Annotated in this window: 23 protein-coding genes; 17 read left to right on the forward strand and 6 right to left on the reverse strand. The window is 53.3% G+C overall.

What is annotated here, in order from left to right; genetic code table 11:
• The first annotated feature begins 14 nt into the window (after positions 1 to 14).
• A complete protein-coding gene (locus IPM50_12690; protein ID QQS32498.1) occupies positions 15 to 1,241 on the forward strand; it encodes an acyl-CoA dehydrogenase family protein in 1,227 nt (408 codons plus the stop codon).
• Here the strand turns inward: IPM50_12690 and IPM50_12695 are convergent, their stop codons facing one another.
• The gene (locus IPM50_12695; GenBank protein QQS32499.1) at positions 1,242 to 1,772 is read right to left on the reverse strand and encodes a DUF4878 domain-containing protein; all 531 of its coding nucleotides are present in this window, start codon (positions 1,770 to 1,772) and stop codon (positions 1,242 to 1,244) included. It lies immediately after the preceding gene.
• 56 nt (positions 1,773 to 1,828) lie between these two features.
• Between IPM50_12695 and IPM50_12700 the strand changes: the two genes are divergently transcribed.
• Positions 1,829 to 2,368: a hypothetical protein gene (locus IPM50_12700; protein QQS32500.1), complete on the forward strand. Its 540-nt coding sequence runs from the start codon at positions 1,829 to 1,831 to the stop codon at positions 2,366 to 2,368.
• 19 nt (positions 2,369 to 2,387) lie between these two features.
• Here the strand turns inward: IPM50_12700 and IPM50_12705 are convergent, their stop codons facing one another.
• On the reverse strand, positions 2,388 to 3,647 hold the full coding sequence (locus tag IPM50_12705) for a hypothetical protein (protein QQS32501.1): 1,260 nt from the start codon (positions 3,645 to 3,647) through the stop codon (positions 2,388 to 2,390).
• Between the two features lie 141 nt (positions 3,648 to 3,788).
• On the opposite strand from IPM50_12705, the gene glmM reads away from it, so the two are divergent.
• Genes glmM through IPM50_12725 form a run of 4 tightly spaced genes read left to right on the forward strand, consistent with a single transcriptional unit; the run spans position 3,789 to position 7,013 of the window.
• Positions 3,789 to 5,120: a phosphoglucosamine mutase gene (gene glmM / locus IPM50_12710; protein ID QQS32502.1), complete on the forward strand. Its 1,332-nt coding sequence runs from the start codon at positions 3,789 to 3,791 to the stop codon at positions 5,118 to 5,120.
• Positions 5,120 to 5,416 (forward strand): antibiotic biosynthesis monooxygenase, encoded by a 297-nt coding sequence (locus IPM50_12715; GenBank protein ID QQS32503.1) that lies wholly within the window; start codon positions 5,120 to 5,122, stop codon positions 5,414 to 5,416. The genes glmM and IPM50_12715 overlap by 1 nt, the downstream gene beginning before the upstream one ends.
• Positions 5,413 to 6,573 carry a 3-dehydroquinate synthase gene (gene aroB, locus IPM50_12720; GenBank protein QQS32504.1) on the forward strand — a complete coding sequence of 387 codons (1,161 nt, stop codon included), beginning with the start codon at positions 5,413 to 5,415 and terminating at the stop codon, positions 6,571 to 6,573. Before IPM50_12715 ends, aroB begins: the two co-directional genes overlap by 4 nt.
• A gap of 26 nt (positions 6,574 to 6,599) precedes the next feature.
• Positions 6,600 to 7,013 carry a hypothetical protein gene (locus IPM50_12725; GenBank protein ID QQS32505.1) on the forward strand — a complete coding sequence of 138 codons (414 nt, stop codon included), beginning with the start codon at positions 6,600 to 6,602 and terminating at the stop codon, positions 7,011 to 7,013.
• Here IPM50_12725 and IPM50_12730 read toward each other — a convergent pair.
• Together IPM50_12730 and IPM50_12735 are read right to left on the reverse strand one after the other, a co-directional pair.
• Positions 7,010 to 8,896 (reverse strand): radical SAM protein, encoded by a 1,887-nt coding sequence (locus tag IPM50_12730; protein QQS32506.1) that lies wholly within the window; start codon positions 8,894 to 8,896, stop codon positions 7,010 to 7,012. The two genes, IPM50_12725 and IPM50_12730, sit on opposite strands and share 4 nt — an antisense overlap.
• An 86-nt stretch (positions 8,897 to 8,982) precedes the next feature.
• Positions 8,983 to 10,218 carry a VWA domain-containing protein gene (locus tag IPM50_12735; protein QQS32507.1) on the reverse strand — a complete coding sequence of 412 codons (1,236 nt, stop codon included), beginning with the start codon at positions 10,216 to 10,218 and terminating at the stop codon, positions 8,983 to 8,985.
• Positions 10,219 to 10,365: 147 nt separating this feature from the next.
• Here IPM50_12735 and IPM50_12740 point away from each other — a divergent pair, with 147 nt between their 5' ends.
• The 3 genes from IPM50_12740 to IPM50_12750 are packed head-to-tail and all read left to right on the forward strand — an operon-like array spanning position 10,366 to position 13,099.
• Entirely contained in the window at positions 10,366 to 11,025 is a 660-nt protein-coding gene (locus IPM50_12740) for an N-glycosylase/DNA lyase (GenBank protein ID QQS32508.1), read from the forward strand.
• A 30-nt stretch (positions 11,026 to 11,055) separates the two neighbouring features.
• The gene (locus tag IPM50_12745) at positions 11,056 to 12,630 is read left to right on the forward strand and encodes an aspartyl protease family protein (protein ID QQS32509.1); all 1,575 of its coding nucleotides are present in this window, start codon (positions 11,056 to 11,058) and stop codon (positions 12,628 to 12,630) included.
• Positions 12,631 to 12,637: 7 nt separating this feature from the next.
• Positions 12,638 to 13,099 (forward strand): hypothetical protein, encoded by a 462-nt coding sequence (locus tag IPM50_12750; protein QQS32510.1) that lies wholly within the window; start codon positions 12,638 to 12,640, stop codon positions 13,097 to 13,099.
• Between the two features lie 45 nt (positions 13,100 to 13,144).
• Here IPM50_12750 and IPM50_12755 read toward each other — a convergent pair whose 3' ends face one another.
• Positions 13,145 to 13,867, reverse strand: coding sequence for a hypothetical protein (locus IPM50_12755; protein QQS32511.1), 723 nt, complete (start codon positions 13,865 to 13,867; stop codon positions 13,145 to 13,147).
• A gap of 314 nt (positions 13,868 to 14,181) precedes the next feature.
• Here IPM50_12755 and IPM50_12760 point away from each other — a divergent pair, with 314 nt between their 5' ends.
• From IPM50_12760 to IPM50_12780, 5 genes are all read left to right on the forward strand, one after another.
• Entirely contained in the window at positions 14,182 to 14,547 is a 366-nt protein-coding gene (locus tag IPM50_12760) for a hypothetical protein (protein ID QQS32512.1), read from the forward strand.
• 147 nt (positions 14,548 to 14,694) lie between these two features.
• Entirely contained in the window at positions 14,695 to 15,873 is a 1,179-nt protein-coding gene (locus tag IPM50_12765) for a trypsin-like peptidase domain-containing protein (GenBank protein ID QQS32513.1), read from the forward strand.
• A gap of 303 nt (positions 15,874 to 16,176) precedes the next feature.
• Positions 16,177 to 17,040, forward strand: coding sequence for a 3'(2'),5'-bisphosphate nucleotidase CysQ (locus IPM50_12770; protein ID QQS32514.1), 864 nt, complete (start codon positions 16,177 to 16,179; stop codon positions 17,038 to 17,040).
• Positions 17,041 to 17,235: 195 nt separating this feature from the next.
• Positions 17,236 to 17,556, forward strand: a complete 321-nt coding sequence (locus IPM50_12775; GenBank protein ID QQS32515.1) for a hypothetical protein — start codon at positions 17,236 to 17,238, stop codon at positions 17,554 to 17,556.
• 9 nt (positions 17,557 to 17,565) lie between these two features.
• Entirely contained in the window at positions 17,566 to 18,852 is a 1,287-nt protein-coding gene (locus tag IPM50_12780) for an HD domain-containing protein (protein ID QQS32516.1), read from the forward strand.
• Here the strand turns inward: IPM50_12780 and IPM50_12785 are convergent.
• A complete protein-coding gene (locus IPM50_12785; protein QQS32517.1) occupies positions 18,846 to 19,739 on the reverse strand; it encodes a LysR family transcriptional regulator in 894 nt (297 codons plus the stop codon). The genes IPM50_12780 and IPM50_12785 overlap by 7 nt on opposite strands.
• Before the next feature lie 177 nt (positions 19,740 to 19,916).
• On the opposite strand from IPM50_12785, the gene IPM50_12790 reads away from it, so the two are divergent.
• From IPM50_12790 to sdhB, 3 genes are read left to right on the forward strand one after another with little or no spacing between them, the layout of a single operon-like run.
• On the forward strand, positions 19,917 to 20,636 hold the full coding sequence (locus tag IPM50_12790) for a succinate dehydrogenase (GenBank protein QQS32518.1): 720 nt from the start codon (positions 19,917 to 19,919) through the stop codon (positions 20,634 to 20,636).
• Positions 20,637 to 20,639: 3 nt separating this feature from the next.
• On the forward strand, positions 20,640 to 22,433 hold the full coding sequence (gene sdhA, locus IPM50_12795) for a succinate dehydrogenase flavoprotein subunit (GenBank protein ID QQS32519.1): 1,794 nt from the start codon (positions 20,640 to 20,642) through the stop codon (positions 22,431 to 22,433).
• A 3-nt stretch (positions 22,434 to 22,436) separates the two neighbouring features.
• Complete coding sequence (gene sdhB, locus IPM50_12800; protein ID QQS32520.1) at positions 22,437 to 23,237, forward strand: succinate dehydrogenase iron-sulfur subunit; 801 nt, start codon at positions 22,437 to 22,439, stop codon at positions 23,235 to 23,237.
• The last annotated feature ends 68 nt before the right edge of the window (positions 23,238 to 23,305 follow it).

Below are 23,305 nucleotides of genomic sequence, written 5' to 3' on the forward strand. Positions count from 1 at the left end.
TGGGGAACATATTTGTGATCGATCTTGAACTAACAGAAGAACAAATTGCGTTGCGGAATACGGTCCGCGAGTTTTGTGCGGGCGAGGTCGCTCCGTACATCAAGGAATGGGACGAGAAGGCACATTTTGAGCGAAGTGTTTTCGATAAAATGGCCGAATTGGGCTTGCTGGGCGTCTGTATCCCTGAGCAATATGGCGGTGCGGGGTTTGATTACATCTCGCTGGGGCTGGTGTGCGAGGAGCTTGAGGCATGCGATACGTTTTTGCGTGTGGCGATGTCGGTGCACGTCGGGCTGAACAGTATGAGCCTGCTGACCTGGGGAACCGAGGAGCAAAAGCAGAAATACCTCGTCCCGCAGGCGAAAGGTGAAAAGCTCGCAACATTCGGCTTGACCGAGCCGAACGCCGGTTCAGACGTCGTCGGTATGAAAAGCTATGCAAAGCGCGACGGCGACGACTGGATCCTGAACGGCGAGAAGATGTGGATATCGCTTGCAGACGTGGCGGATCATTTCCTTTTCTTTTGCTGGACCGACCTCGAGAAGATGAAGGTTCGCGACCACACAGGCATCTCGTGCTTTATTATCGAGCGTACGATGCCCGGCTTTACGAGCGGAACCATACACGGCAAACTCGGCATCAAGGCGGGCAACACCGGCTATTTCTCACTGCAGGACGTCCGCGTGCCCGCGGCCAATATGCTCGGTCAGGAAGGCGAAGGATTCAAGATCGCGATGTTCTCGCTCGAGAACGGCCGCTATACGGTCGCGAGCGGTGCGACGGGCGTGATAATGGCGTCGCGTGACGCATCTATCGCCTACGCGAACACTCGCGAAGTGCAAGGACAGACCATCGCCAATTTTCAGCTCGTCAAACAAAAGATCGCCGAGATGGAAGCCGATTATCAAATGGCTCATCTGCTGTGGCTGAAATGCGGATACCTCAAGAACCAAGGCAAGCCGTCAGCAAAGGCCGCATCATTGGCGAAATGGCAGGCGACGATCCGCAGCGAAAAGGCTGCGTCGATGGCCATCGAGATCCACGGAGCCAACGGCTATACGAACGACTATCCCGTCGAACGTTATCTGCGTAACTGCAAGGCCGCTGTCATTTACGAAGGCACACGCGACATTCACACACTAATGCAGGCCGACTGGGCGCTTGGGCTGAAAAAGGAAAAGGCGGCACGCGTTACGCTGCCGCCCTATGCACCCGCGGATGCCCGCGGTACTGCGGGTTGATCATTTCGCGGTATTTGCCGCGGTGTTCGATGCAGTTTTTGAGACCGAATCGACGGACGGAGAACGCGTGGTCCATTTCCACTCTCCGTCCTCTTTTACAAATACGATCTTGATGCCGTTCGGGTACTTGCTCGCCTTGAACTCAGCGACGGCCTCATCGCCCTTTATATCTTCGTTTCGGACCTCGCACGGCTTGCCCGTTATGCGGTCGTCCTCGAGGTATTTCAGCAGGCTCTTTTCCTTGTCCGCCTTCATGCCTTCGTCAAAAGATTTGAGCGTGTCCTTTGAGAACAGCTTTCTCAGAGCCGCTTCGTCGTTCTTTTCCCAAGCCTCGCAATAGGCCTTCACGACCGATTCAAGCGTCGGGGCGTTGTTGGTCGTCGCGTCGGACTCTTTCTTTTCCGTTGCGACTGCGTTTGCGGCGCTGTTTGCGGCCGCTGTATTGGTCGCGTTGGCCGGTTTATCACTCGACCCGGAACAACCGGCGAGCATAAAAATGCCGGATAGCAAAAATAATAATGTGATACGCATAATTCGGTAATTCTCCTCGCAAAAGCAAAAACGTGAGTATAATTACTTTAGCAAAAATGGACAAGAACGCACATTTCGACTTTCAAAGACTGTTCCTTACCGAAGGGCTTCCCGAGCCTTTAACGCCCGCCAGCAGCCACTTGCAGCTGTTTGATAACTACATAGAAAATACACGCTTGCGCATTCGTCAGATACGCGATCCTTACACGAAAGAATGGACCCGCATTCTGCAGCAGAAACTAACGCCGCCGCCCGGACAAGAGGCCGCGACACGCATCGCCGAGATGCACCTGAACGAGGCAGAATATGCCGTTTTTGAGCGTTTTGAAGGCCGCGAGATCAGAAAGAATCGGTATTTTCACGAGTTCGACCGCGTGGAGTTCACGTTCGATGTTTATCTCGGCGATCTGCGGGGACTAACGACGGCACGAGCTTTTTTTCACGATGAAGAGGCGATGGAGAAATTCCTACGTCCGCCCTTTGTTGTCATCGAGGTGACGAACGATACGTTCTTCACCGGAGCGAACCTGGTCGGCAAGAAATTCGTTGACGTTCAGACCGAGGTCGCCCGCATTTTAGGGCAATCAGTCCAATAATTGCTCAAACTGGGAGCCTTTACTGAACTCTCGGCCTCATCGGCACGTTCCGCTCGAGTGAATCGTAGATCTGAAGATAGATCTTCGTTTCACGCGGGATCAGGTTCGTCCAGCCGGCTCCGCCGCGTGTTATATAGCCGGGCAGGCGAGCGGGATTCGAATTATATCCCGCAGCCATTAATTGCGAAGGCGTTGCGATGCCGGTCGCAAGAGCATTGCTGACCGACGGACGCGAAACTAGGTCATCCCACGTCATCTGAATATAAAGCAGCATCGCCTGTGCGGCGTTTGCGTGGTTGCGCATGCCTTCGACAAAATCAGGCATCAGATTGACGCTAGGATACCGAGCACGCATTATGCGATACGTTGACGGGATCATCTGGATCATTCCGCCCGCCCCCGCGGAACTGACGGCGTAACGGTATGTTTGCCCTTCGTTGAGCGCATAGAGCGTAAACACGTCACTGTAAATGTTTATGTGCGGTTCGGTGCGGAAACGCAGGTGATCGACGTGCTCTACCGTCGCAAGCCGTTCTGCCATATCAGCGACGATCGGGTCGATCTTGAAACCCTTTTCACGCAGCGTTGAACGCGCGATGTCGATGGTATTCCTTACATACAGTTGTCCCGCTGACACCACCTCAGGAGTGGCAATGCCGGGATGCGTGGACATGTAATATGCCGTCTCGATGAATACGCCGTTTCGGACGACCGGGTATTGCACCATCAAAGGCTGATGCGGTGTGCCGGCGTCGTCGATCAGGACAACAGGTGTGTTGACGCCGTTCGCCCTAACGGTACGCGACGTCATCTGGCGGCCGTTCGAGGAAATAACCGAGAAGGGAACTCCACGTGTCAAGAAGGCTTCTTTCCCGATCGAAACGAACGCGACCTCTTTCGTCTTTACGTCGTAGTAGGCTATTTGGACGACCTCGTTTAGGACTGATCCTTCGGCCATCGCAGTGGTCATCGGCCTTGTCTGTAATGAACGCTTCGCCTCTGCGATCTTGCCCTTGATCTGTCCGAAAGAAAGATAGGTGTTCGGAACGGCAGGGATCGGTGCCGGGGCGGGCCGCGGCGGTGCGGGAACTGCCGAAACTGCAGGCGCTGTGAATGGTGAAGGCGAAGCAGCCGGCATTTTAACCGGTTCAGGCGATGGAATATTGCTGGTAACAACAACTCGAGGGTTCGCCGGTTCCATTCGTCCCGAAGACGGGCCTTGTCCGAAAGACACAGTAAAAGCAGCGACGCAGATGCCAAGAGCGGCCAAATATCTCATAATTTTGTAGAGGAGATCGGAAGGCGATAGCCTAAGGGTCAATTGCTGTCGATCAGCACGTATAAGATTCCGACATAGGCGATGGTGTTGTCAAGTCTTTTAAGAAAAATTTATTGATGCTACAAAGATAGCTTATAGTGTATGAAACTTTTTGGGACCGACGGCATTCGCGGAGAGGCAGATAAATTTCCTTTCGATGATGCGACGCTGAAACAAATCGGCCGCGGTTTAGCCGACGAGCTGAGATCGAGGACGGGGAGAGATGTTCGCCTGCTTACTGCCCGAGATACGCGGGAATCCGGCGAACGTATCGAGACGGCAATAACATCCGGAGCCGTTTCGGCGGGTGGTACTTGTGTCTCGGCCGGCGTAATGACGACGCCGGGTGCGGCTTATTTATGCGGTAAGTTCGGCTTTGATTCGGCCGTTGTGATCAGCGCATCACACAATCCGTATCATGACAACGGAATCAAGATATTCTTGCCGAGCGGGCAGAAACTGGATGCGTCCGGAGAAGCAAGCATCGAAGCGGCGATATCTGAGAGCGCCGGAGAATTGGCCGACTCAATTCTAGATCTGACCAGAGAGCAAGAGTTTGTCGCGGCCTATTCTGATTATTTGAGAGCCAGCCTGAAGTTGTCGGGCGAAGGCCGCCGCATCGTGATCGACTGTGCAAACGGGGCCGCATCTGCCATTGCCCCGCAGATCTTTCTCGGCTCAGGGGCTGATGCTGTTGTGATCAACGACTCGCCGGACGGCCGTAACATAAATCTGGGCTGTGGCTCGACACATATTGAAGGCCTTCAGTCGGCGGTTCTCGAATATTCAGCCGACCTCGGCATAGCGTATGACGGTGATGCCGACCGAGCACTTTTCGTTGATGAGAAAGGGGATCTTATAGACGGCGACGCCACTCTGCTGATCCTCGCCAGACAACTTCGCAAGAATGGAGGTCTGAAAAACGCGACGGTCATTGCGACGGTGATGAGCAATCTGGGGCTGAATGAGGCCTTTGCGGTGGAGAATATCAGTTTAGTGAGAACCGCTGTCGGCGATAAATACGTGCTCGAACGCCTGCTCGAGACCGGGTCGGAACTCGGAGGTGAGCAATCCGGCCACATCATCCTGCCAAAGCGCAGCCTGATCGGTGACGGCATTATGACGTCGATCCTGCTGTTTGAGGCGATGTTGGAGGAAGACTGCACTGCGTCGGAGCTGAGCCACGGATTTAGGCAATATCCACAGGTACTGAAGGGTGTTCGCGTCAAGGAGAAGATCCCGTTGGATAGTGTGTATGCGGTTTCGGAACTAAGAAAGGCGATCGAAGAAAGACTGGGAGAGAGCGGCCGGCTTGTATTGCGTTATTCGGGCACTGAGCCCTTGGCACGCGTAATGATCGAAGGCAAAGACCAAGCGGAGATCGATCAAATGGCCGACGAATTGATCGCGGTGATAGGCAGGGAACTTGGCTAATGTTCGTAGTTTTGTACAGTTGGAGGATAGATCCCTCGCTCGAGGAGCAATTTACAGAAAGTTGGTCTGCCGTTACACGGCATTATTTGGAACATCACGGAAGTCTCGGTTCACGTCTGCACCGAGGCGGCGACGGACGGTACTATGCCTATGCCAAATGGCCCGATGAGTCATCACGCGACGCAGCCGCTAACGACGGCATTCCGGCAGATCTGCGATCGCAGATGAATGCTGCGATCCTTGAAGCATTTCCGGAGATCACGCTCGAGGTCGTTGCAGACTACCTGAAGATATGACCGGCACGATCGTAAAAGTATGCACACCTGTCTCGTCCGATGTTTATGATGTTGTGATCGGAGGCGGAGCACTCGATAATGCCGGGTCGTTGATTGCCGGGCTTCCCGGCAATGGCGTGAGAAGGGCTGCAGTTGTTTCGAACAAGACCGTATTCTCATTTTACGGCGATCGACTGGTCGCTTCGCTGAGAGCCGCCGGGATCGAGGCGGTTGTTCACCTGATCGGCGACGGCGAGCGATTCAAGAACTTCAGGACGCTGGAAAAGACGCTCGAGCATTTTTCCAGATCCGGCATTACGCGGACCGATGCCGTTGCTGCACTCGGCGGCGGCGTTGTCGGCGATCTGGCGGGGTTGGCCGCGTCGCTGCATCTTCGCGGCATTCCCTTTATTAATATTCCGACAACTTTGTTGGCGATGCTCGACGCCTCGGTTGGAGGGAAAACAGGCGTTAACTCAAAATATGGGAAGAACCTAATAGGTACGATCCGTCAACCCGCCGCGGTCTTGGTCGACGTTTCGGCACTGGCAACACTTCCGCAGCGGCATATTCGGTCGGGCCTCTATGAGGCCGTTAAACATGGTGCTCTCTCGGGAAAGAAGCTGCTCGGCCGAAACTCCAGATTGATCGAGCTATTGTCCAAACGGCATCACGGCCTGCTGAGCCTTGATGATCCATCTGAGATCTCAGATCTGATCTCTGAGAACATCGCATTCAAGGCTTCGATCGTAATGGGCGATCCCAACGAAGCGATCACGAAAGCGGGCCCGCGCTCGAGAAAGACACTCAATTTCGGACACACTCTCGCCCACGCCATTGAAAAAGCAACAGATTACAGAGGAATTCTGCACGGCGAGGCGGTTGGATACGGCATTTTGTTTGCTGCAGAACTTTCAAAAAAACTTGCAAATTGCGCTAAAGAAGATGTAGAATTGTTGAACGATGTTGTGCATCGTGTCGGCCCGCTGCCGTCACTTGCCGGCGTCGAGTTTGAGAACGTCATTCGCGCGTTCGGCCTTGATAAGAAAAATATCGGCGGATATCTTCAGATGGTACTTCTGCGAGGCATCGGAAAACCGATCGTAGTTCAGATCGGGAGGACCGAACGCCGTGTAGTTGAAAACACTCTCAAACATTTCTTCAGGAAACAGCTGTGAATTTCCCGCCGCAGCATCAGAAAGCAATGAGTACGCAAAATAGATTTAAGAGCTCCGAGCGTGGAAGCGCCGGCGTAAAGTTTGCTGTTTTTCTCGTAATACTCGGCCTGTTGGCGCATGCAGGGTATAATTACGTGCCGGTCGCTTACAACGCTGAAAGCCTAAAGACAGATATGCAGCAGGCTGTTGTTCAGGGGCTTGCTCTTCCCGGCAAGATCGACCCTGTGGAGAACGTTCGTAATCGAATACACGCTTCAACCCAAAAGAACGGAGCGCCTCCTGACACGCTTATTGACGTTAAGCAAAAGGGAAATGTCATCTCAGCCCGCGTGTCGTTCACAAAGGAAGTGAACATCTTGCCTTTTGGCCTCTACAAGCACAAATACAATTTTGACCACACTGCGACGCCGACGGGTTTTCTGGTTGACAGTATGAATTAGACAGCGGCGTTCATCGCTTCGAGAACGCGTTTTGGCTGGATCTGGATAAGACTCTGCGGGGCGTCCGCCAGCCAAGTGTTGGGACAAACACCGCACGTAGTACATTTTTCGACGGCAGGGCACGGGAGGCTGGAACGAGCTTCACGTGCTTTTTCGTGTTCGGTCTTCAGAAATTCGAAGGATAGGCCAGAATCTACTATCGACCACGGAAGGAATTCACCGTAGCCGCGATCGCGGGAAATGTGGAATGCGGCATTGGTGTCTGTTTCGCGGAGAGCCCTCTGGATGTCGCCGCCGTTTCGAGCCGCCTCATTAATTACGGCAGCAATGGTCCGATCGCCGGACGAGAACAGCGCCTGCTCGTGGGCGATTCGGGCGGACATGAAACGAACACTTACGTTGGGGATCTTGCTCAGGCCCTTGCAGACATATTTGATGCGTTTCTTCAGTTCCTTCTCATCACAAATGCCTTCCCACTGAAGCGGCGTGTTCGGCTTCGGCACGAAACCGTTGAGCGAAGGAATGATAGTGCCGGCCCGTCCGAAACGCTTGCCTGCCTCGAGCATCCGATCCTTGATTCGTTCCACAAGCACGAACATTTCGTCCAGGTCTTCCGGTGTTTCTGTCGGCAGGCCTACCATCATATAAAGCTTGATGGTCAGCATCCCGCGATCAAAGACCGCACCGCAGATATCAACGATCTCGTCGTTTGTGAGGTTTTTGTTAATAACTCGCCGCAGTCTGTCGGAACCGGTCTCGGGCGCAACTGCTATCTGCTGATCCCGTGATTCGACCAGTGCGTCGAGCAATTCGTCTGATATCTGATCCAGCCGAAGCGATGAGACGGAAATGCGGTAGTCCATTGCACGAAGCTCGCGGAGGATCGTGGATATTTCAGGATGATCGCAAACAGCGGTCGATACGAGCCCGATCTTGTCGGTCTTCGAACGCCACTCTTTCGCTTTCGCCAAAATATCCTTTGCCGGAACGACGCGCGGCGGGTAGTAGTTGTAACCTGCCCAGCAGAAACGGCATCCTTGCGAACATCCGCGTGAGATCTCAACCAACAAACGATCACCCATTTCGGCCTCCGGCGACCAAACCGAGGTAGAAGGACAAAAGACATCTTGAGTGGTTAGGAATTCGGCGAGTTCGGTCTCACCGCGTTTCAGAGCACGGCGAAGGGTGCCTTCTTTTGGGTTAACAGCCGCCAATGCTCGTCCGACCCGTTTTGGTACAGATTCTTGATTAGGCTTGTAGTCGAAAACGGTGCCGTCGTCGTTGTAGATGACGTCATAAAATGACGGTACGTAAAAGCCCCGTCCGATCCTTGCAAGTTGAAGAAGGATGTCTTCGCGGCGATCGTTCTCTTCAATAGCGTCCACAAGCTGCCAGGCGAGTATTTCGCCTTCGCCGACCGCAATGACGTCAGTGAAATCGGCGATCGGTTCAGGGTTGAGAAACGACGCGGCACCGCCCATCACCACGAGCGGATGGTTCTCGCTGCGTTCGCGCGACCAAACCGGAATACCCGCGAGCTGCAGCATCCTCGCCATATTCAGGTAATCGGTCTCAAATGAGATGGAAAAAGCTATTACGTCGAAATCCCGCAGCCGAGTTTGGGACTCCAGCGACATCAGCGGTGTTCCGGTGCGTTCGTATTCAGCGAGTTCAGAACTGTCTGGATAAAATGCTCGCTCGCATTCAACGCCGGGGATCGAATTGAAGAGCTCATACATCGTATGGAGCCCAAGATTCGCCATCCCGATAGCGTGAGTGTTCGGATAGCAAAGAGCGATACGCAGACCGCTGCCGGCCGGGTATATGTAACCTTCCTCCGCGGCGAGTTTGTTGCGATAGCTGTCTGCGATCTTTCGGCTCATTCTAAAACAATGAACTAGGATAGCAGAGGCTGCACGGCGTGACCATATGATGTCGGGCGATCAGGTTGAGCAAAACCGACCTTGGATCACTTCTTCTTCGAGTCCGGCTTCGGGGTCGAATAGAAAGGACGGTGTTGGACCGTATGGGTCTTATCATCAAAATTTCCGTCCCCGTCAACATCCACCTTTACTTCCAGTTTGTAGCGTTTGCCCGGCTCGCGTTTTTCGCCGAGGTCATAGGCAAGTGAATATTGATTTCTCAGCAACCCATTGATCGAATTGAGATAGCCGGGAATCTCGGATTCGAAGGTCATCGAAAAATGCATGCCACCGGATTCCTTTGCAATGGTGTTCATCGCGTTCTGTGCCTGCAGGAAAGTCAGACGCCCCGGAAGACCGTCCAGCCGGTCCGTCGGGCCCAGCAGATGTTCATAGCGCTTGTAGAACAGATTTCCGGTGCTGATGATGTAAATGGGGACGCCGGCTTCTTGGACTATGCGGCGAGCCTGGTCGTAGTTGATACGGCTGAAAGTATCAATGCCGGATGCAACAAGAATGATAGCTTTGCGTTTCGATCGCACCGACGCCATTCCGGCGTAGTCTGAGTAACGCTCTTTGTTGTTCTCGAGAATCACCGAATCGCCTTTGCCGCCGACGAGCGCGAAAGAGAGAGCATCCCAAAGGTTATTCTCGCGAAACGCGGGCATGCTGCGAAGCAGGAGATTGATGGTGTCGCTAATGCGTCGCGGGTCATTGGTAAAATCAGTGATCGGCGTCGGTCTTAGGTCAAAGGCGATCACCGATGCGTAATCGTCCGGAGGCTGGATAAAACGCGTTAAAAATTGAGCGACCGGGCGTATGACCTCATAGGTTCCCGGTTCGAACCGCCCGCCGGCCGCAGAGCCGAAAAGCTCTGTCCATTTGCTGAATTCAACTACCAATGAGATCGTTATCGGCGCTTCAGGCGTGGTGAAGTTTGAAATATCGACGCGTTTCCCATTTTCGAAGATCGCGAAATTCTCCTTCTTGAGCCCGGTAATGATCTGGCCTGATTTCTTATTGAAGACGACAGCGTCAATGTTGACCACATTGGTCTCGATCCGTTCGACCTCGTCGTCAGCTATCGCATTCTTCTCTTCTTCAAGCCGCTTCTTTTCTTCCTCGGTCAATGGCTCGGGACGCTGATTCTTCTTTTGGTCGGTCTTTTGGGTGCCGCTCTTTTGCGGCCGCGACTGGGAAAACACATCGGAGCCGAACGCAAATACAGCGATCACGCACGCGAGAACCGACAAAAAAGACCGCAAAATCCCTTCAAATCTCATAATTGTAGACCCCTAACCGGACTGTAATCTTTGATACAAATTGTTGTCTTTTGGTTGGATTAAATCAAGTATGGCGCCGACTCCTGTCAGGGCCAAAAATTTAAGTTGACATCGAGAATACACGGGGTGATAAAATCAGGCAGTTCTGTGAAAACTCAACTTCCCATAACGGTAGATAACATTCGTCGCATCCATAATGAGCGGCGAAAGGAGATATCGGCCCGCTTGTCCGAGTTCCGGCAGATACATCGCAGCGGCACGGAAGAACGGTTTTGGGAGGAAATGGTCTTTTGTTTCTTTACAGGCGGCTGTTCAGCCGCGATGGGATTGAGATCGATCGAGGCTGTGAGGCCGCTGTTGGCGTCAGGAACACAGGAAGAGATCGCTGCGGCGCTAAGCGGAGTTCATCGCTATCCGAACGCCCGGGCACGGTACGTGGTGGAGTCGAGAGAGTTTCTCACAGCAAACCATAAGATGAAGATCCGCAAGACGCTTATGGATTTTGATTGCGGGCTGGAAAGGCGGGATTGGCTGGCAAAGACCAGAGGAATCAAAGGCCTTGGTTATAAAGAGGCTAGCCACTTTCTGCGAAATGTGGGATTTACCGGTTATGCGATCCTCGATAAGCACGTCCTTAATTGCCTAGCTGAATTGAAGCTGATCGATGACCCCAAACCACCCGCGACACGATCGCGCTATATCGCCGTCGAGAATATCGTAAGGGAGCTCGCAGCGGAGTCTGAGGTAGGATTTGACGAATTGGATCTTGTGCTTTGGTCAATGAAAACAAATGCTATACTGAAATAGCCCCCATCGATCGGTTACGGAGCTTGCTCTATGCGGTATCGCGGTCTTCGTAGTTTCGGCTTTCCCCTGCCAAAGATCGTCACAGGTGCGTTTGCCCTCCTGATCATCTTCGTTATTGCAGTTCCGGCTGCTTGGTCACAGGAGAAAAGAAGCCCATCGGTAAATGACCTCCTAAAGCGTGCCGCAAAATCAAATCGTGGAGCAGAATACACCACAGCGGAAGAGCACCTGCGGCAAGCCATTGCGGCCGAACCGTCCCGAACTGACGTCAAGATCGAACTCGGCCTCGCTCTTGCCCGGCAGAGAAAGCTGCGAGAGGCCTACGACATTGTCTTCCCGATCGCCGAAAGCGAGCCCAAGAATGCCCGTGCTTTTTCTGTTCTTGGAACGATACTGCTTGTAGCGGGGAGATTTCAGGAGGCTCGGCTGATACTTTACAACGCGATCGTCCTTGACAGGCGCGAGCATCTCGCATGGGCCGGGTTCGGGCAGTTGGATTTCTACGAGAACAACCTGTCTGAAAGCATAGCCAATCTGCGCGAAGCCGTACACCGGGGTCCGTCAGAGCCCGATTACTTATTCTCGTTAGCCCAGGTGACTGCCCGTGCTGAACGTTACCGGGAGGCCGCCGATGCTTATCGTGAGTTCCTACGCGTTTCGGATACCACGGACAAGGACAGGCGTGCCCGCATCAAGGGGCTTATCGACTTTCTTGCATTTTTGGGGCAAAGCGGAAGGCTCTATCAGTCGATCGGCAAAGAACAAACAACCGTTGATTTTGAGCTTATCGGGAATCGGCCTGTGTTGCAGGTGCGCATAAACAGGGGTCAGGATGATCTGCGATTTGTTCTCGATACAGGCTCCGGAATAACGGTTCTCTCGGCCGAGACAGCCCGACGATTGAAGATAAAGCCGGTTACAAGAGGCGGTCATGCACGCGGTATCGGCGGTGACGGGAAGTTCGAGATCATTTACGGGTTCTTGAACGAGATGTCGCTTGGTGATGTGCGGCTGCGAAATGTTCCGGTTTACATTCGTGATTTTCACAATGATGCTCACAAGATAGACGGTTATATCGGTCTCGGAATGATCTCAAAATTTCTGACCACCATCGACTATGGTGATCAGACATTCGCCCTCAGAAGAAGAGATTCCGGCGAAGCCGCGGAGCCTGCTCCTGAAGGGATCACGCTGCCGCTTCGATTGACATCGAGCGGATTTCTCAGCGGGGAAGTAGAATTGGAAGGTTTTGACGGGCCCCTGAACTTCATTGTAGATACAGGAGCCAGCGTCTCCGTGATATCGGACCGCGTTGCGAAGCTCGATTCGATCAGCAAGTTTGTGAACGGCAAACGAATGCGGGTCATTGGTTCGGCGGGCGTGACCGAGAATGTGCCGGCATTTTCGCTGCCCAAGATCACATTCGGACAGCACACGCGGCGAGATGTTACAGCGATCTCTCTTGATCTGGATTTGATCAACGAGGCTTCAGGATTCGAACAATCAGGGATTCTGGGCGGCAATTTCCTCAATAACTATCGGCTAACCTTCGATTTTCGCAACTCACGCCTGACATTTGCCCCCGCTCGTCAGGAGAACGACTGACCCGCCGATGAAGACAAGCCTATACCTTGAAACCTCGGTCGTCTGCGCCTATTTGGACAATGACGAGCCTTTTCGCAGAGATCTGACGATCCGTTGGTGGGAACACGAGCTCGGAGATTACCAGATATTCACATCGATGTTGGTCCGGCGCGAGATCGAGCGTATGCTCGAGCCGCATCGTGCCGGCTGTCTGAATCTTATTCGGCCGTTGGACGAACTAGGTATGCCGGACGAAGCCGCGATACTCGCTGATGCCTATATCGACCGCGGTATCTTTCAACGTAAATACATGTCACATGCTTTTCATGCTGCTCTGGCTGCGTTTCACTCGATCGATTATTTGGTCACTTGGGACTTCGGCCATATCGCCAACGTGAAGAAACAGGCACGGCTGCGTGTCTTCAATGAATCGGCAGGATTCTTTTCTCCGACGGTGATCACCCCGGAGTTTCTGGTTCAGGTCAAATGAAAAAGGGCCGCAACCGAGCGGCCCGAATCAATATTGGCAAAAAATCTACGGAGTTGTTGCCTCTGCAAACCGCGGAAGCGAGATGCTTTGGTTCAAATACACGCCGAACTCAGTTCCTGATTTTACTTCGGCCTCTGCGCCTTTCATTAGACGTTCGCCCAAGATACCGGCGCCTGCACCTGCGATCGCCCCGATTGCGGTCGCTTTGCCGCCGCCGACAATTGCACCCAAAATAGCACCGCCGGCCGCTCCGCCGCCGATGAAGATCACCTTGCGGTTCTTCATTTTGTCCCCCGTTGCACCGCCCTCATCGTCGCTGCTTGTTTTACCGGCATCGAGGTCGGTCAGCGACGCGTTGATCGCACGCTTACGTCCGTTCGGCAGACGAAGCTCGACAAATCTGGCATCTATCTCTCCGACCTTGCCGCCCTTAGCGGCAGGTTTGACGGATTCGATCTTCGCAAGAAGAGTGCTACCTGTGGGCACTACGACAACTCCATTTGTTGAATAAACCGGCTCCGTGAAGGTGACGGTAAAGGTTTCCCCGACTTTTGCGGTTTTCGACGAGATGGTCTTATTCATTCTGACGCGAAAGATCGTTCCCGATTCGACCGCGTAGAGCGGTTCAGCCGGCTTCGTGGCGGCAGGCCTCTTAACGGCGGGCTTTCGTTTCAACGCGGGCTTTTGGGCAAGTGTTTCGACGCTGCCCGTCATGACAAAAAATCCAATTAACAGGGCAATTGAACCAAAATATGAAAGTCGTTTCATTGTTGTATCCTCCGAGTTTCAACCGAGCCGCGTGACAGATGATGCCGATCGAGCAGCCGGCGTATTTGATGCTAAAAAATCAATTTGTTTGCAAAATAAATACGTCTCAAGAATACAACACGCCGCGCATATTTTCGGGGGAATTTTGAGAAGATTGGAAAATTTTTTTGAAACAGGGCATCATTAGAAATATAGTTTAGGCGTTAGACAATCTACGATCTCCAAAAGTTGCGTGACCCTCGGCCTAAAACCGGGGGTCAAGTAGTTTCAGGAAGAGTTTAAACAAGTTTTTTGCTTGAGGAGCTGAGAGTGATATGCAGTTTATCGCACCCGCCGTTTTGCTTTTTGGTCTGAATCTTCTCGACGCGCTGTTGACCATCGTTTGGGTCCGCAGCGGTGTTGCCACCGAAGGAAATCAACTCATGGCTGCGCTATTGGACATCGGCGACGGAACGTTCCTAGGTGTGAAGATAGCTGTCGGCCTGGCAGCTGCTGTGGTGCTGTACAAATGGAGCGACCGCCGGCTTGCACGATATGGTCTGGTCATCTCGCTCGCGGTGTATATCGGCCTTATGTTCATACATTTGTTTACCGGACTCGCAGCGGCAGGCTACGTTTCAAATGCTCACATAACAGATCTGGCATCTCTAACCGATAGCATAATGTCGATCGCCGGATAGGAATTGATAAGGGCCAGTTTTTGTGAGCGGTGTTTCATCGGGAACACCGCTCTTTTCAATTTCGTATAGTACATTTCCAACTGGTGATGCGGGTTTTTGCATCTAAAACTCGGATTTATACATAATCGTGAACAGGGATAATCAAGTATGAACAGACAGCCTGTATATCATCTTTCAGCAAAACAGATCTTTGGCCTCGCCTTCGCGTCGGCGATCGTCGCGATCGGTGTCACGGCTCTGATCTACAACTATTCGAGCATCTGGACATCAGGGACTGGCACTCCGATCACCTTCGCCGAAAGCAGTCCGGTTCCGGGCGGCATTTCAGATCCGGCCGCAGTCAGTGACGAACAGAACAATATTGAGGTCTATCGAACGCTTGCTCCGGGTGTTGCATTCATAAATACGACGTCATACACGCAGGGCTGGTGGGGCGATGTTCAGGAGGGCCGAGGAAACGGTTCGGGCTCTGTAATTGATCAAAATGGTCATATTCTTACCAACTACCATGTGATCGAAGGTGCACAGCGAGTAACTGTGACCTTTGGCAATGATAAGGTCTATCCCGCCCGCGTTGTCGGCGGTGACCCCGATACGGATCTTGCCGTTATCAAGATCGACCCGCCGGCAGGAATGACGGTTGTGCCGCTCGGTGATTCAGATCAGCTTGTCGTCGGCCAGAAGGTGCTGGCCATCGGTAATCCCTTCGGATTGGATAGAACTCTGACAACGGGCGTCATCTCCGGCCTTCAGCGGCCGATACGTGCAAGAAACGGACGGCCTATCGACGCGGCCATTCAAACAGATGCCTCGATCAACCCCGGAAATTCAGGCGGTCCGCTGCTTGATAAATTCGGGAGAATGATCGGCATTAACTCGCAAATTCTCTCGCCTGCAGGAGGTTCTGTCGGCGTGGGTTTCGCGGTTCCTGTGAACACGGCGAAGCGGGTGATACCCCAGCTGATTCAATTTGGTGAGGTCCGCCGCCCGAAACTGGGTGCATCACTCCCTAGCGTAAAGGAACTCGCCCAACGCGGCTACCGGCTTCCGGTCGACGAAGGACTGCTTGTTTATCAAACGGTCCCGAACGGTTCTGCAGAACGCGCCGGTCTGCGCGGGGTCAGCCCGACCGGTGCCATCGGCGACATCATTATTTCCGTTGACGGGCAGAAGATGAACGATCTCGATGATCTGTTCCGGCTTCTCGACAGAAAGAATTTCGGCGAGACGGTGAATGTGGAAGTATTCCGTGACGGTAAGACGCAGGTGGTGCCGGTCAGGCTGCTGCCGAATCCGCAATCAGGCGGCTCGCGTCGGGTTCAGTAACTAATTGAAACGGCGGGCGTGAGTCCGCCGTTTTTTTATGCCGCACAGTTTTCATCAAACCGAACTCGGCTGGGTCTGCATTCAATGCGAGACGGTCTTCTGTGCCCCGCACCTCGAACACCCATGTAACTCAGATCAGCAGTCGACCGACGAGCCGGTCTCAGATTCATTTATCGCAAAATGGGCCGATCCGGCAAGACGGTCGTTAACGTGCCCTAGTTGCGGCATCACGGAGCTGATCGAACTCAACTAAATTGACGCACCATTTCGTTTGCCGTCATCGTCGATGATAGAGTTTTATTGATGCTGGAACGGGAGTTAGAAACCGCGAAAAAACTGGCCTTTGATGCAGGCCGCGTCATTTTGGGGCATTATCAAAATGGTTTTGAAGCACAAGAAAAACTTGGTGCCGACGACCATCTTGAACCTGTTACGATCGCAGATGTCGAAGCGAGCCGGCTTATTGTTGACGGCATTGCGGCCGCGTTTCTAGAAGACGCGATACTTTCAGAGGAAGAGCCCGACGACGTTGAAAGACGTCTTTCTGCGGCACGCTTATGGATCATCGACCCGCTCGACGGAACTGCAGGTTTTGTAAAGAAAGACGGCGATTTTGCTGTTCAGATAGGCCTGGCGATAGGCGGGCGTCCGGTGCTCGGCGTTGTCCATTTGCCGTTTCATGAGCAGATGTATTGGGCGGTCCGCGGCGACGGTGCGTATCTTGCTGGACCAGATGGGCAAACGTGCCTTTCTACATCGGATATAACCGATCCGGCAACAATGACTGCTGCCGTGACCCGCAATCATCTTACAGAACGCATAGTCCGCACCATCGAGTATTTCGGCTTCAAAGACGTTCTGCGCCGCGGCTCGGTCGGTTTAAAAACCGGCTTGATCGCCGCATGCAAATGCGACGTTTACATACATCCGAGCCCGCGGACGAAACTTTGGGACACATGTGCCCCGCAGGTAATTCTCGAAGAGGCCGGCGGCCGAATTACCGATATATTTGGATCTGAATTAGATTACCTTCGCCGCGATCTGCAGAATCGAAACGGCATCGTCGCAACCAACGGGACTGCGCACCAGATCATTATCGACAGACTCCAGCCATTACTTCAAGAATTTGGGCGAAAGCCTTTCGAATACGCCGCAACAAATGCTTAAACCACAAGATATTGTGGTTTTCGGCTAAAAGCAGGTGCAGCTATTATGCATCTGGTGCCATAGTGTCTTGAGGCATGTCGAATTTCACACGATTTTAAGCAAAAATGGTTGTAATCGAATTAGCATTGTGTTAAACATATCCTCAAGTAGTTTCTCCAAACGCTCAAGCTAAACTAAACAAGGACGATTATTTACGTGAATACAGCAAGCGCTCAATCCACGTCGGCTGAGGCTGAAAATGCCCGGCAGATGATCTTTGCGGGGGATTATTTGAACAAACTGAGCGGCGAAAAGCTCGAATACGAATGCCGCCGTTTGCTTGATCAAGGCTGCGAGGAAATTGAAGTAAATTTCTCGCACACCGAGATGGTGAACAGCATCGGGATCTCGATCCTGCTTGGCATTATTGATATCGCCGCCCGAAATAATGCCCGCGTCGTTTTCACCGATGTCGCCAATGACAAGGTCGAACTTTTTGATATGCTCGGCCTCACGAAACACGTAACAATAGCGTAATAGAAGCCCATGCCTGAACAAGACAACAAACTCATACACGCTTTCGGTGCCCTGGCGATGCTCGGGCAGGAGATCACGAACCGCAGCAATTTCCAGGAAACGATACGCACGTCGCTTCATCTGCTGTCCGGGGCGATCGGGATAATGCGCGGTGCCGTGGCTCGGTATTCGAGATTCGCTCACGAGCTTAACATGATCGCGGTACGCCAGCTTGGCGATGATTTTCCGTTGAGCCTGACGTTGACCGGTGAAGATGAGCGGCAATTCTTGGCGAACGGGCTTAATGCGATCGAGGTCTCGCAGGCAAAGGTGCTGCCGTTCTTTCAGGTGTATGACGTGAGTTTTGAAAGCCGCGGGCTTGAGCTTTTTGTGCCGCTGGTCGTCCGCGACGAGATCGTCGGATCGATCTTTTTAGGCGAGAAAGCCTCGGGTGAACAATACACAAGTTACGACAAGGATATAATCTGCGCGATGGGGCAGCACATCGGGGTCGCCATCGCGCAGCGCAATCTGATGGCGGAGATCGAACGCCGTGCTGAGGAGAACCGGCAGCTGTTTGACGATATGCGCTCGACATATCACGACACCGTTAAGGCATTCGCAGCCGCCATTGACTGCAAGGACAAATACACCGAAGGACATTCGGTCCGCGTCGGCAAATTCTCAGAGATCATCGCTTCAGAACTCGGCTGGGGACAGGACGAAATGGAGGGTGCAGCTGTTGCGGGCTATCTGCACGACGTCGGTAAACTGACCGTCGAACGCAAGATCATCAACGCTCCGTACCGCATCAACGCCAAAGAATCCGCTGAGCTTAATAAGCATCCCGGCGTCGGTTTCGAGATATTGCAGCCGATCAGGCATCCGTATGCCGATGTGCCTCTCGCTGCAAAATATCATCACGAACGCCTTGACGGCCGCGGCTATCCCGACGGTCTCTTCGACCGCGAGATACCCTACATTGCAAAGATCGTCAGCCTCGCTGATTCATTTGACGCGATGACGACCGACCGTCCGTACCGAGCTAGACGCCCTGCCAAGGATGTGGTCGAGGATCTCAAACACAATTCCGGCAAGCAGTTCGCACCCGAGATCGTGACGGCGTTCCTCGGCGGAATGCTGAAAGAGCTTAACGGCGGCGACCGCAACAAGCGTTTCCGCCGACTGCTCGGCCGCGAATATATGGAAGCCGAAGGCCTCGCCGAAAAGGTGCGTCTTACACTCAACGAACTCGCACCGACAACGCCTATGACATACGTTGCCGCCGCCGGCATCGGCGAGCCGCAGATTCACTGAACATCAGATTCTGCCAAGAGCTGAACAAATTTCTTCGCTGCCAGTGACAGTTGTCTGTCGCTCCGGTGTATGACGCCTACGCTCCGGACCCAGTATTTTTCTGCCAGGTCGATGACGGCGAGCGTGCCTGCCTTTTTCGCTTCTGCGACTGCCGGTTCCGGGACGATCGCCATCCCAAATCCGACCTCGACGGCGCGTTTAATGGTCTCGATATTGTCGAACTCGGCGACCTTTTTTACCTCGATGCCGTTGGCACGAAAGATACGGTCCATCGCCTTTCGTGTGGGCACGTCGCGTTCGAACAGGACGAATTCCTCACCGTCCAGATCAGTGACCTTTACCTTTTTGCGGCTTGAGAATTTATGATCCGGCGGTGTTATCAGCACCAGACGATTGTCCGGCATAGGTACGAGGGTCAGGCCTCGTTTCGGTTCGGGAAATGCGAGAATGCCGAGTTCGACCGTGCCGTTCAGAACGTCGCGGACGACGCGTGTAGTGCGAGAGTATTCCAGGTCGATCTTTGCCGCCGGAAATTTGGTCATGAACTCACGCACCTTTGACGGAAGTTCGTGAAGCCCGACGCTGTAAACTGTTGCAACCTTTACCGTGCCGCCGATCTTGCCGACCACGCCGCGGAGGCTTTCTTCAAGCTGCGAATAGGCGTCGAGAACGTTCTTTGATTCCCGGTAAAAGACCTCGCCCGCGGGTGTCAGCTTCACCTCGCGGCGTCCGCGAAGGCGTTCGAGCAGACGGCGTTTGTATTTTTCCTCAAGTGCTCGGATCTGCTGACTGACCGCAGATTGTGTTATGAAATTGCGCTCCGCAGCGAGAGAGAAACTCTCGAGATCGACCAGGTCGCAGAATATTTTCAGTGTTTCTATGTGCATAACCGTCCGGCGGGGTGGTATTAGGGAAACTGTTTAATCTCCCAAATATTTTTCATTTTACCTTATACGTGCCATTCATTACTATAAAAAGCTGTTCGACAGAATTGCCGAATTGATCGGCAACCATTAGAATTTGAAAGAATTTTCGTAAATCTACGGTTTTCCGATCCGACGCTGATGGCGATCAAATTTTCAACCACGTTCCTACTGAGAAAGCTGCACCAGATAACGGGCATCGTTCCGCTCGGGCTATTCTTTTTCGTGCATATGTTCACGAACGCTAAAGCCATGAACGGCGAGGCGAGTTTTGTTAAAGCGGTGAAGGACATCCACGATATTCCTTTTCTGCTGCTGATCGAGATATTCGGTATATTCCTGCCGCTGCTGTTTCATTCGGTCTACGGCGTGATCATTTCGTCGGAATCGAAGACGAACGTGATCGGCTACGGATACGCCCGCAATTGGTTCTATTTCTTTCAGAGAGCGACGGGGATCTTCCTGTTCGTGTTCATTCTGTTCCATTTGCTGCATTTCCGCTTTGGCCTCGTTCCGGGATTGACGCAAACCGCGGTTGCGGGGAATGCCGGCTCGTCATTCAATATCGTCGCCGGTGATTTTCAGATAACGTGGGTGCTAGTGGTTTACATTCTTGGTGTGTTGGCGACCGCGTGGCATCTGGCATATGGGTTCTTTTTATTTGCGGTCGATTGGGGCATCGTGATCGGCGAAAAAGCACAGCGAGCAACGCTTGCGGCAAGTGCGGGGCTCGCGATTTTGTTGTCGGCCGTCGGCGTGAACGCAGCGTTCGCGTTCATTCGTCCGTGTGGTCTGATGCCGCAATTCATGTGCGAAAGCCCGAAGAAAACATCTACTCCGGCTCCTCCAACGAAATCCTGATATATGAGTAACAGCTCTCAAAAGTTTGTGATAATCGGCGGCGGGCTTGCCGGCCTTGCAGCCGCGATGAAGATCGCAGAGGCGGGGCACGAGGTCGATATCATTTCGGTAGTGCCCGTAAAACGCTCGCATTCCGTTTGCGCTCAGGGCGGCATCAACGGCGCCGTCAACACTAAAGGCGAAGGCGATTCACCCGCAAAACATCTCGACGATACGGTTTACGGCGGCGACTTTCTCGCAAATCAACCGCCGGTCCAGCGTATGTGCCACATGGCGCCCGAGATCATTTACCTATTTGACCGAATGGGCGTGCCGTTTTCGCGTACCAAAGAAGGGCTTTTGGATTTCCGTCGATTCGGCGGAACGCTGCATCACAGGACGGCCTTCGCAGGGGCATCGACGGGGCAGCAGCTACTGTATGCGCTTGATGAGCAGGTCAGGAAATACGAGGTTGCCGGCAAGGTCACAAAATACGAAGGCTGGGAAATGCTTTCGCTGGTGATGGACAGCCATCAGGTATGCCGCGGCGTGGTCGCGATGAACCTGCAGTCGCTTGAACTCAAGGCGTTCGCAGCCGATGCGGTCATCATGGCGACGGGCGGCCCCGGGCTGATATTCGGTAAATCGACGAATTCGATGACCTGCACGGGCAGTGCCGTTTCGGCTTGCTATCAGCAGGGAGCGAAATACGCGAACGGCGAATTCATACAGGTGCATCCGACCTCGATTCCTGGTGAGGACAAGCTGCGTCTGATGAGCGAATCGGCTCGCGGCGAAGGCGGGCGAGTTTGGGTTCCGCGGCAGGACGGCGACGAACGCGATCCGAAAGACATTCCCGAAAGCGAGCGTTGGTATTTCTTGGAAGAAAAATACCCTGCCTACGGAAACCTTGTTCCGCGCGACATCGCCACGCGCGAGATATTCCAGGTTTGCATCGAGGGCCACGGCGTCAAAGGCGAGAATCAGGTCTATCTCGACCTGTCGCATATCCCGGCGGAAACTCTGACCCGTAAGCTCGGGGCGATCCTCGAGATCTACGAGATGTTCGTTGGCGACGATCCGCGGCACGTGCCGATGCGAATTTTCCCGGGCGTGCATTATTCAATGGGCGGGCTGTGGGTTGATTTTGAACAGCGGACCAATATTCCCGGATTGTTCGCGGCAGGCGAATGCGATTATTCGATCCACGGAGCGAACCGTTTGGGAGCGAATTCGCTTGTATCGTGCGTTTACGGCGGTTTTGTGGCAGCTCCCTCGGCGATGGAGTACGCGGCAAATGTCGAACGCGGTGAAACCGAGACCAACGGCATTTTCGATGCCGAGGTCAGGCGCCAACAGGAGATCAACGATTCGATCATTAAGAGTGAAGGCCCGGAAAATCAGTACAGGCTGCATGACGAGATGGGCAAGTGGATGACGGACAATGTTACCGTGGTCCGCTACAACGACAAGCTGAAATCGACGGACGACAAGCTGCTCGAGCTGCAGGACAGGCTGAAGAAGATCTCGATCAACGACAATAATTTGTGGGCGACGCAGGCGATCCCGCACGCACGGCAGCTAGGCAATATGCTAGAGCTCGCACGCGTGATAACGCTTGGGGCTTTGAACCGCAATGAATCGCGCGGAGCTCATTACAAGCCTGAATTCCCGGACCGCAGCGACGAGGAATGGATGAAGACGACCATCGCAGAATACTCCGCGGAGGCTCCGGTTTTCAGCTACGAGCCGATCGACGTCTCGCTGGTCGAGCCGCGTAAGAGAGATTATTCGAAAGGAAAAGCGAAATCGAACTGACCTATGTCAACGAACGGACATATCGAAAAGAAACGCCTTGAAAACCCGCCGAAGACGGTGAAGTTCAAGGTTCAGCGGCGGGAAAGGGAAGGCGAAAAGGCCTATTGGGAGACGTTTGAGCTTCAATATCGGCGAAACCTGAATGTCATTTCCGCATTGATGGAGATACGCAAAAATCCCGTCACTGTTGATGGCAGATCCACCACTCCGCCAGTCTGGGATATGTCGTGCCTTGAACAGGTCTGCGGCATCTGCACTATGGTGATCGACGGCCGCGTCAGACAATCGTGTTCGGCACTCGTTGACGATCTATTGCTGGCTTCGGGCTCGGATACGATCAGTCTTGCTCCGATGTCGAAATTCCCGAATATCCGCGATCTGCGGGTAGACCGTTCGCAGATGTTCGAGCATCTCAAGCAGGTGCATGCATGGATCGAGCTTGACGGTACGCACAACCTTGGTCCCGGACCGCACCTATCGAATGAGGTCGCGCAGGAACGCTACGCGCTATCCCGCTGTATGACCTGCGGATGCTGTTTGGAGGCTTGTCCCCAATACGGCGATGACCAGTACATTGGACCGCAGGCCATCGCTCAAGCTAGGCTTTTCAATATGCATCCTGTCGGCGAGATGGAAATCGAAGACCGCTTGAACGGCCTGCTGGGCGACGACGGCATCGGCAACTGCGGCAATGCTCAGAACTGCGTTCAGGTCTGCCCGATGAACCTTCCTCTTACAAAAGCCATCTACGAGACGAACCGTGATATCACGGTAAATGCTCTTTTCGGTTGGCTTAAGAAATAGCCCAAGAGGCTCAAAGTGAAAGACACGATAGAGCTAAACACTCTTTCGTGTCTTTTTTATTGATGAAA

Source organism: Acidobacteriota bacterium, assembly GCA_016700075.1.
GTDB lineage: Bacteria > Acidobacteriota > Blastocatellia > Pyrinomonadales > Pyrinomonadaceae > OLB17.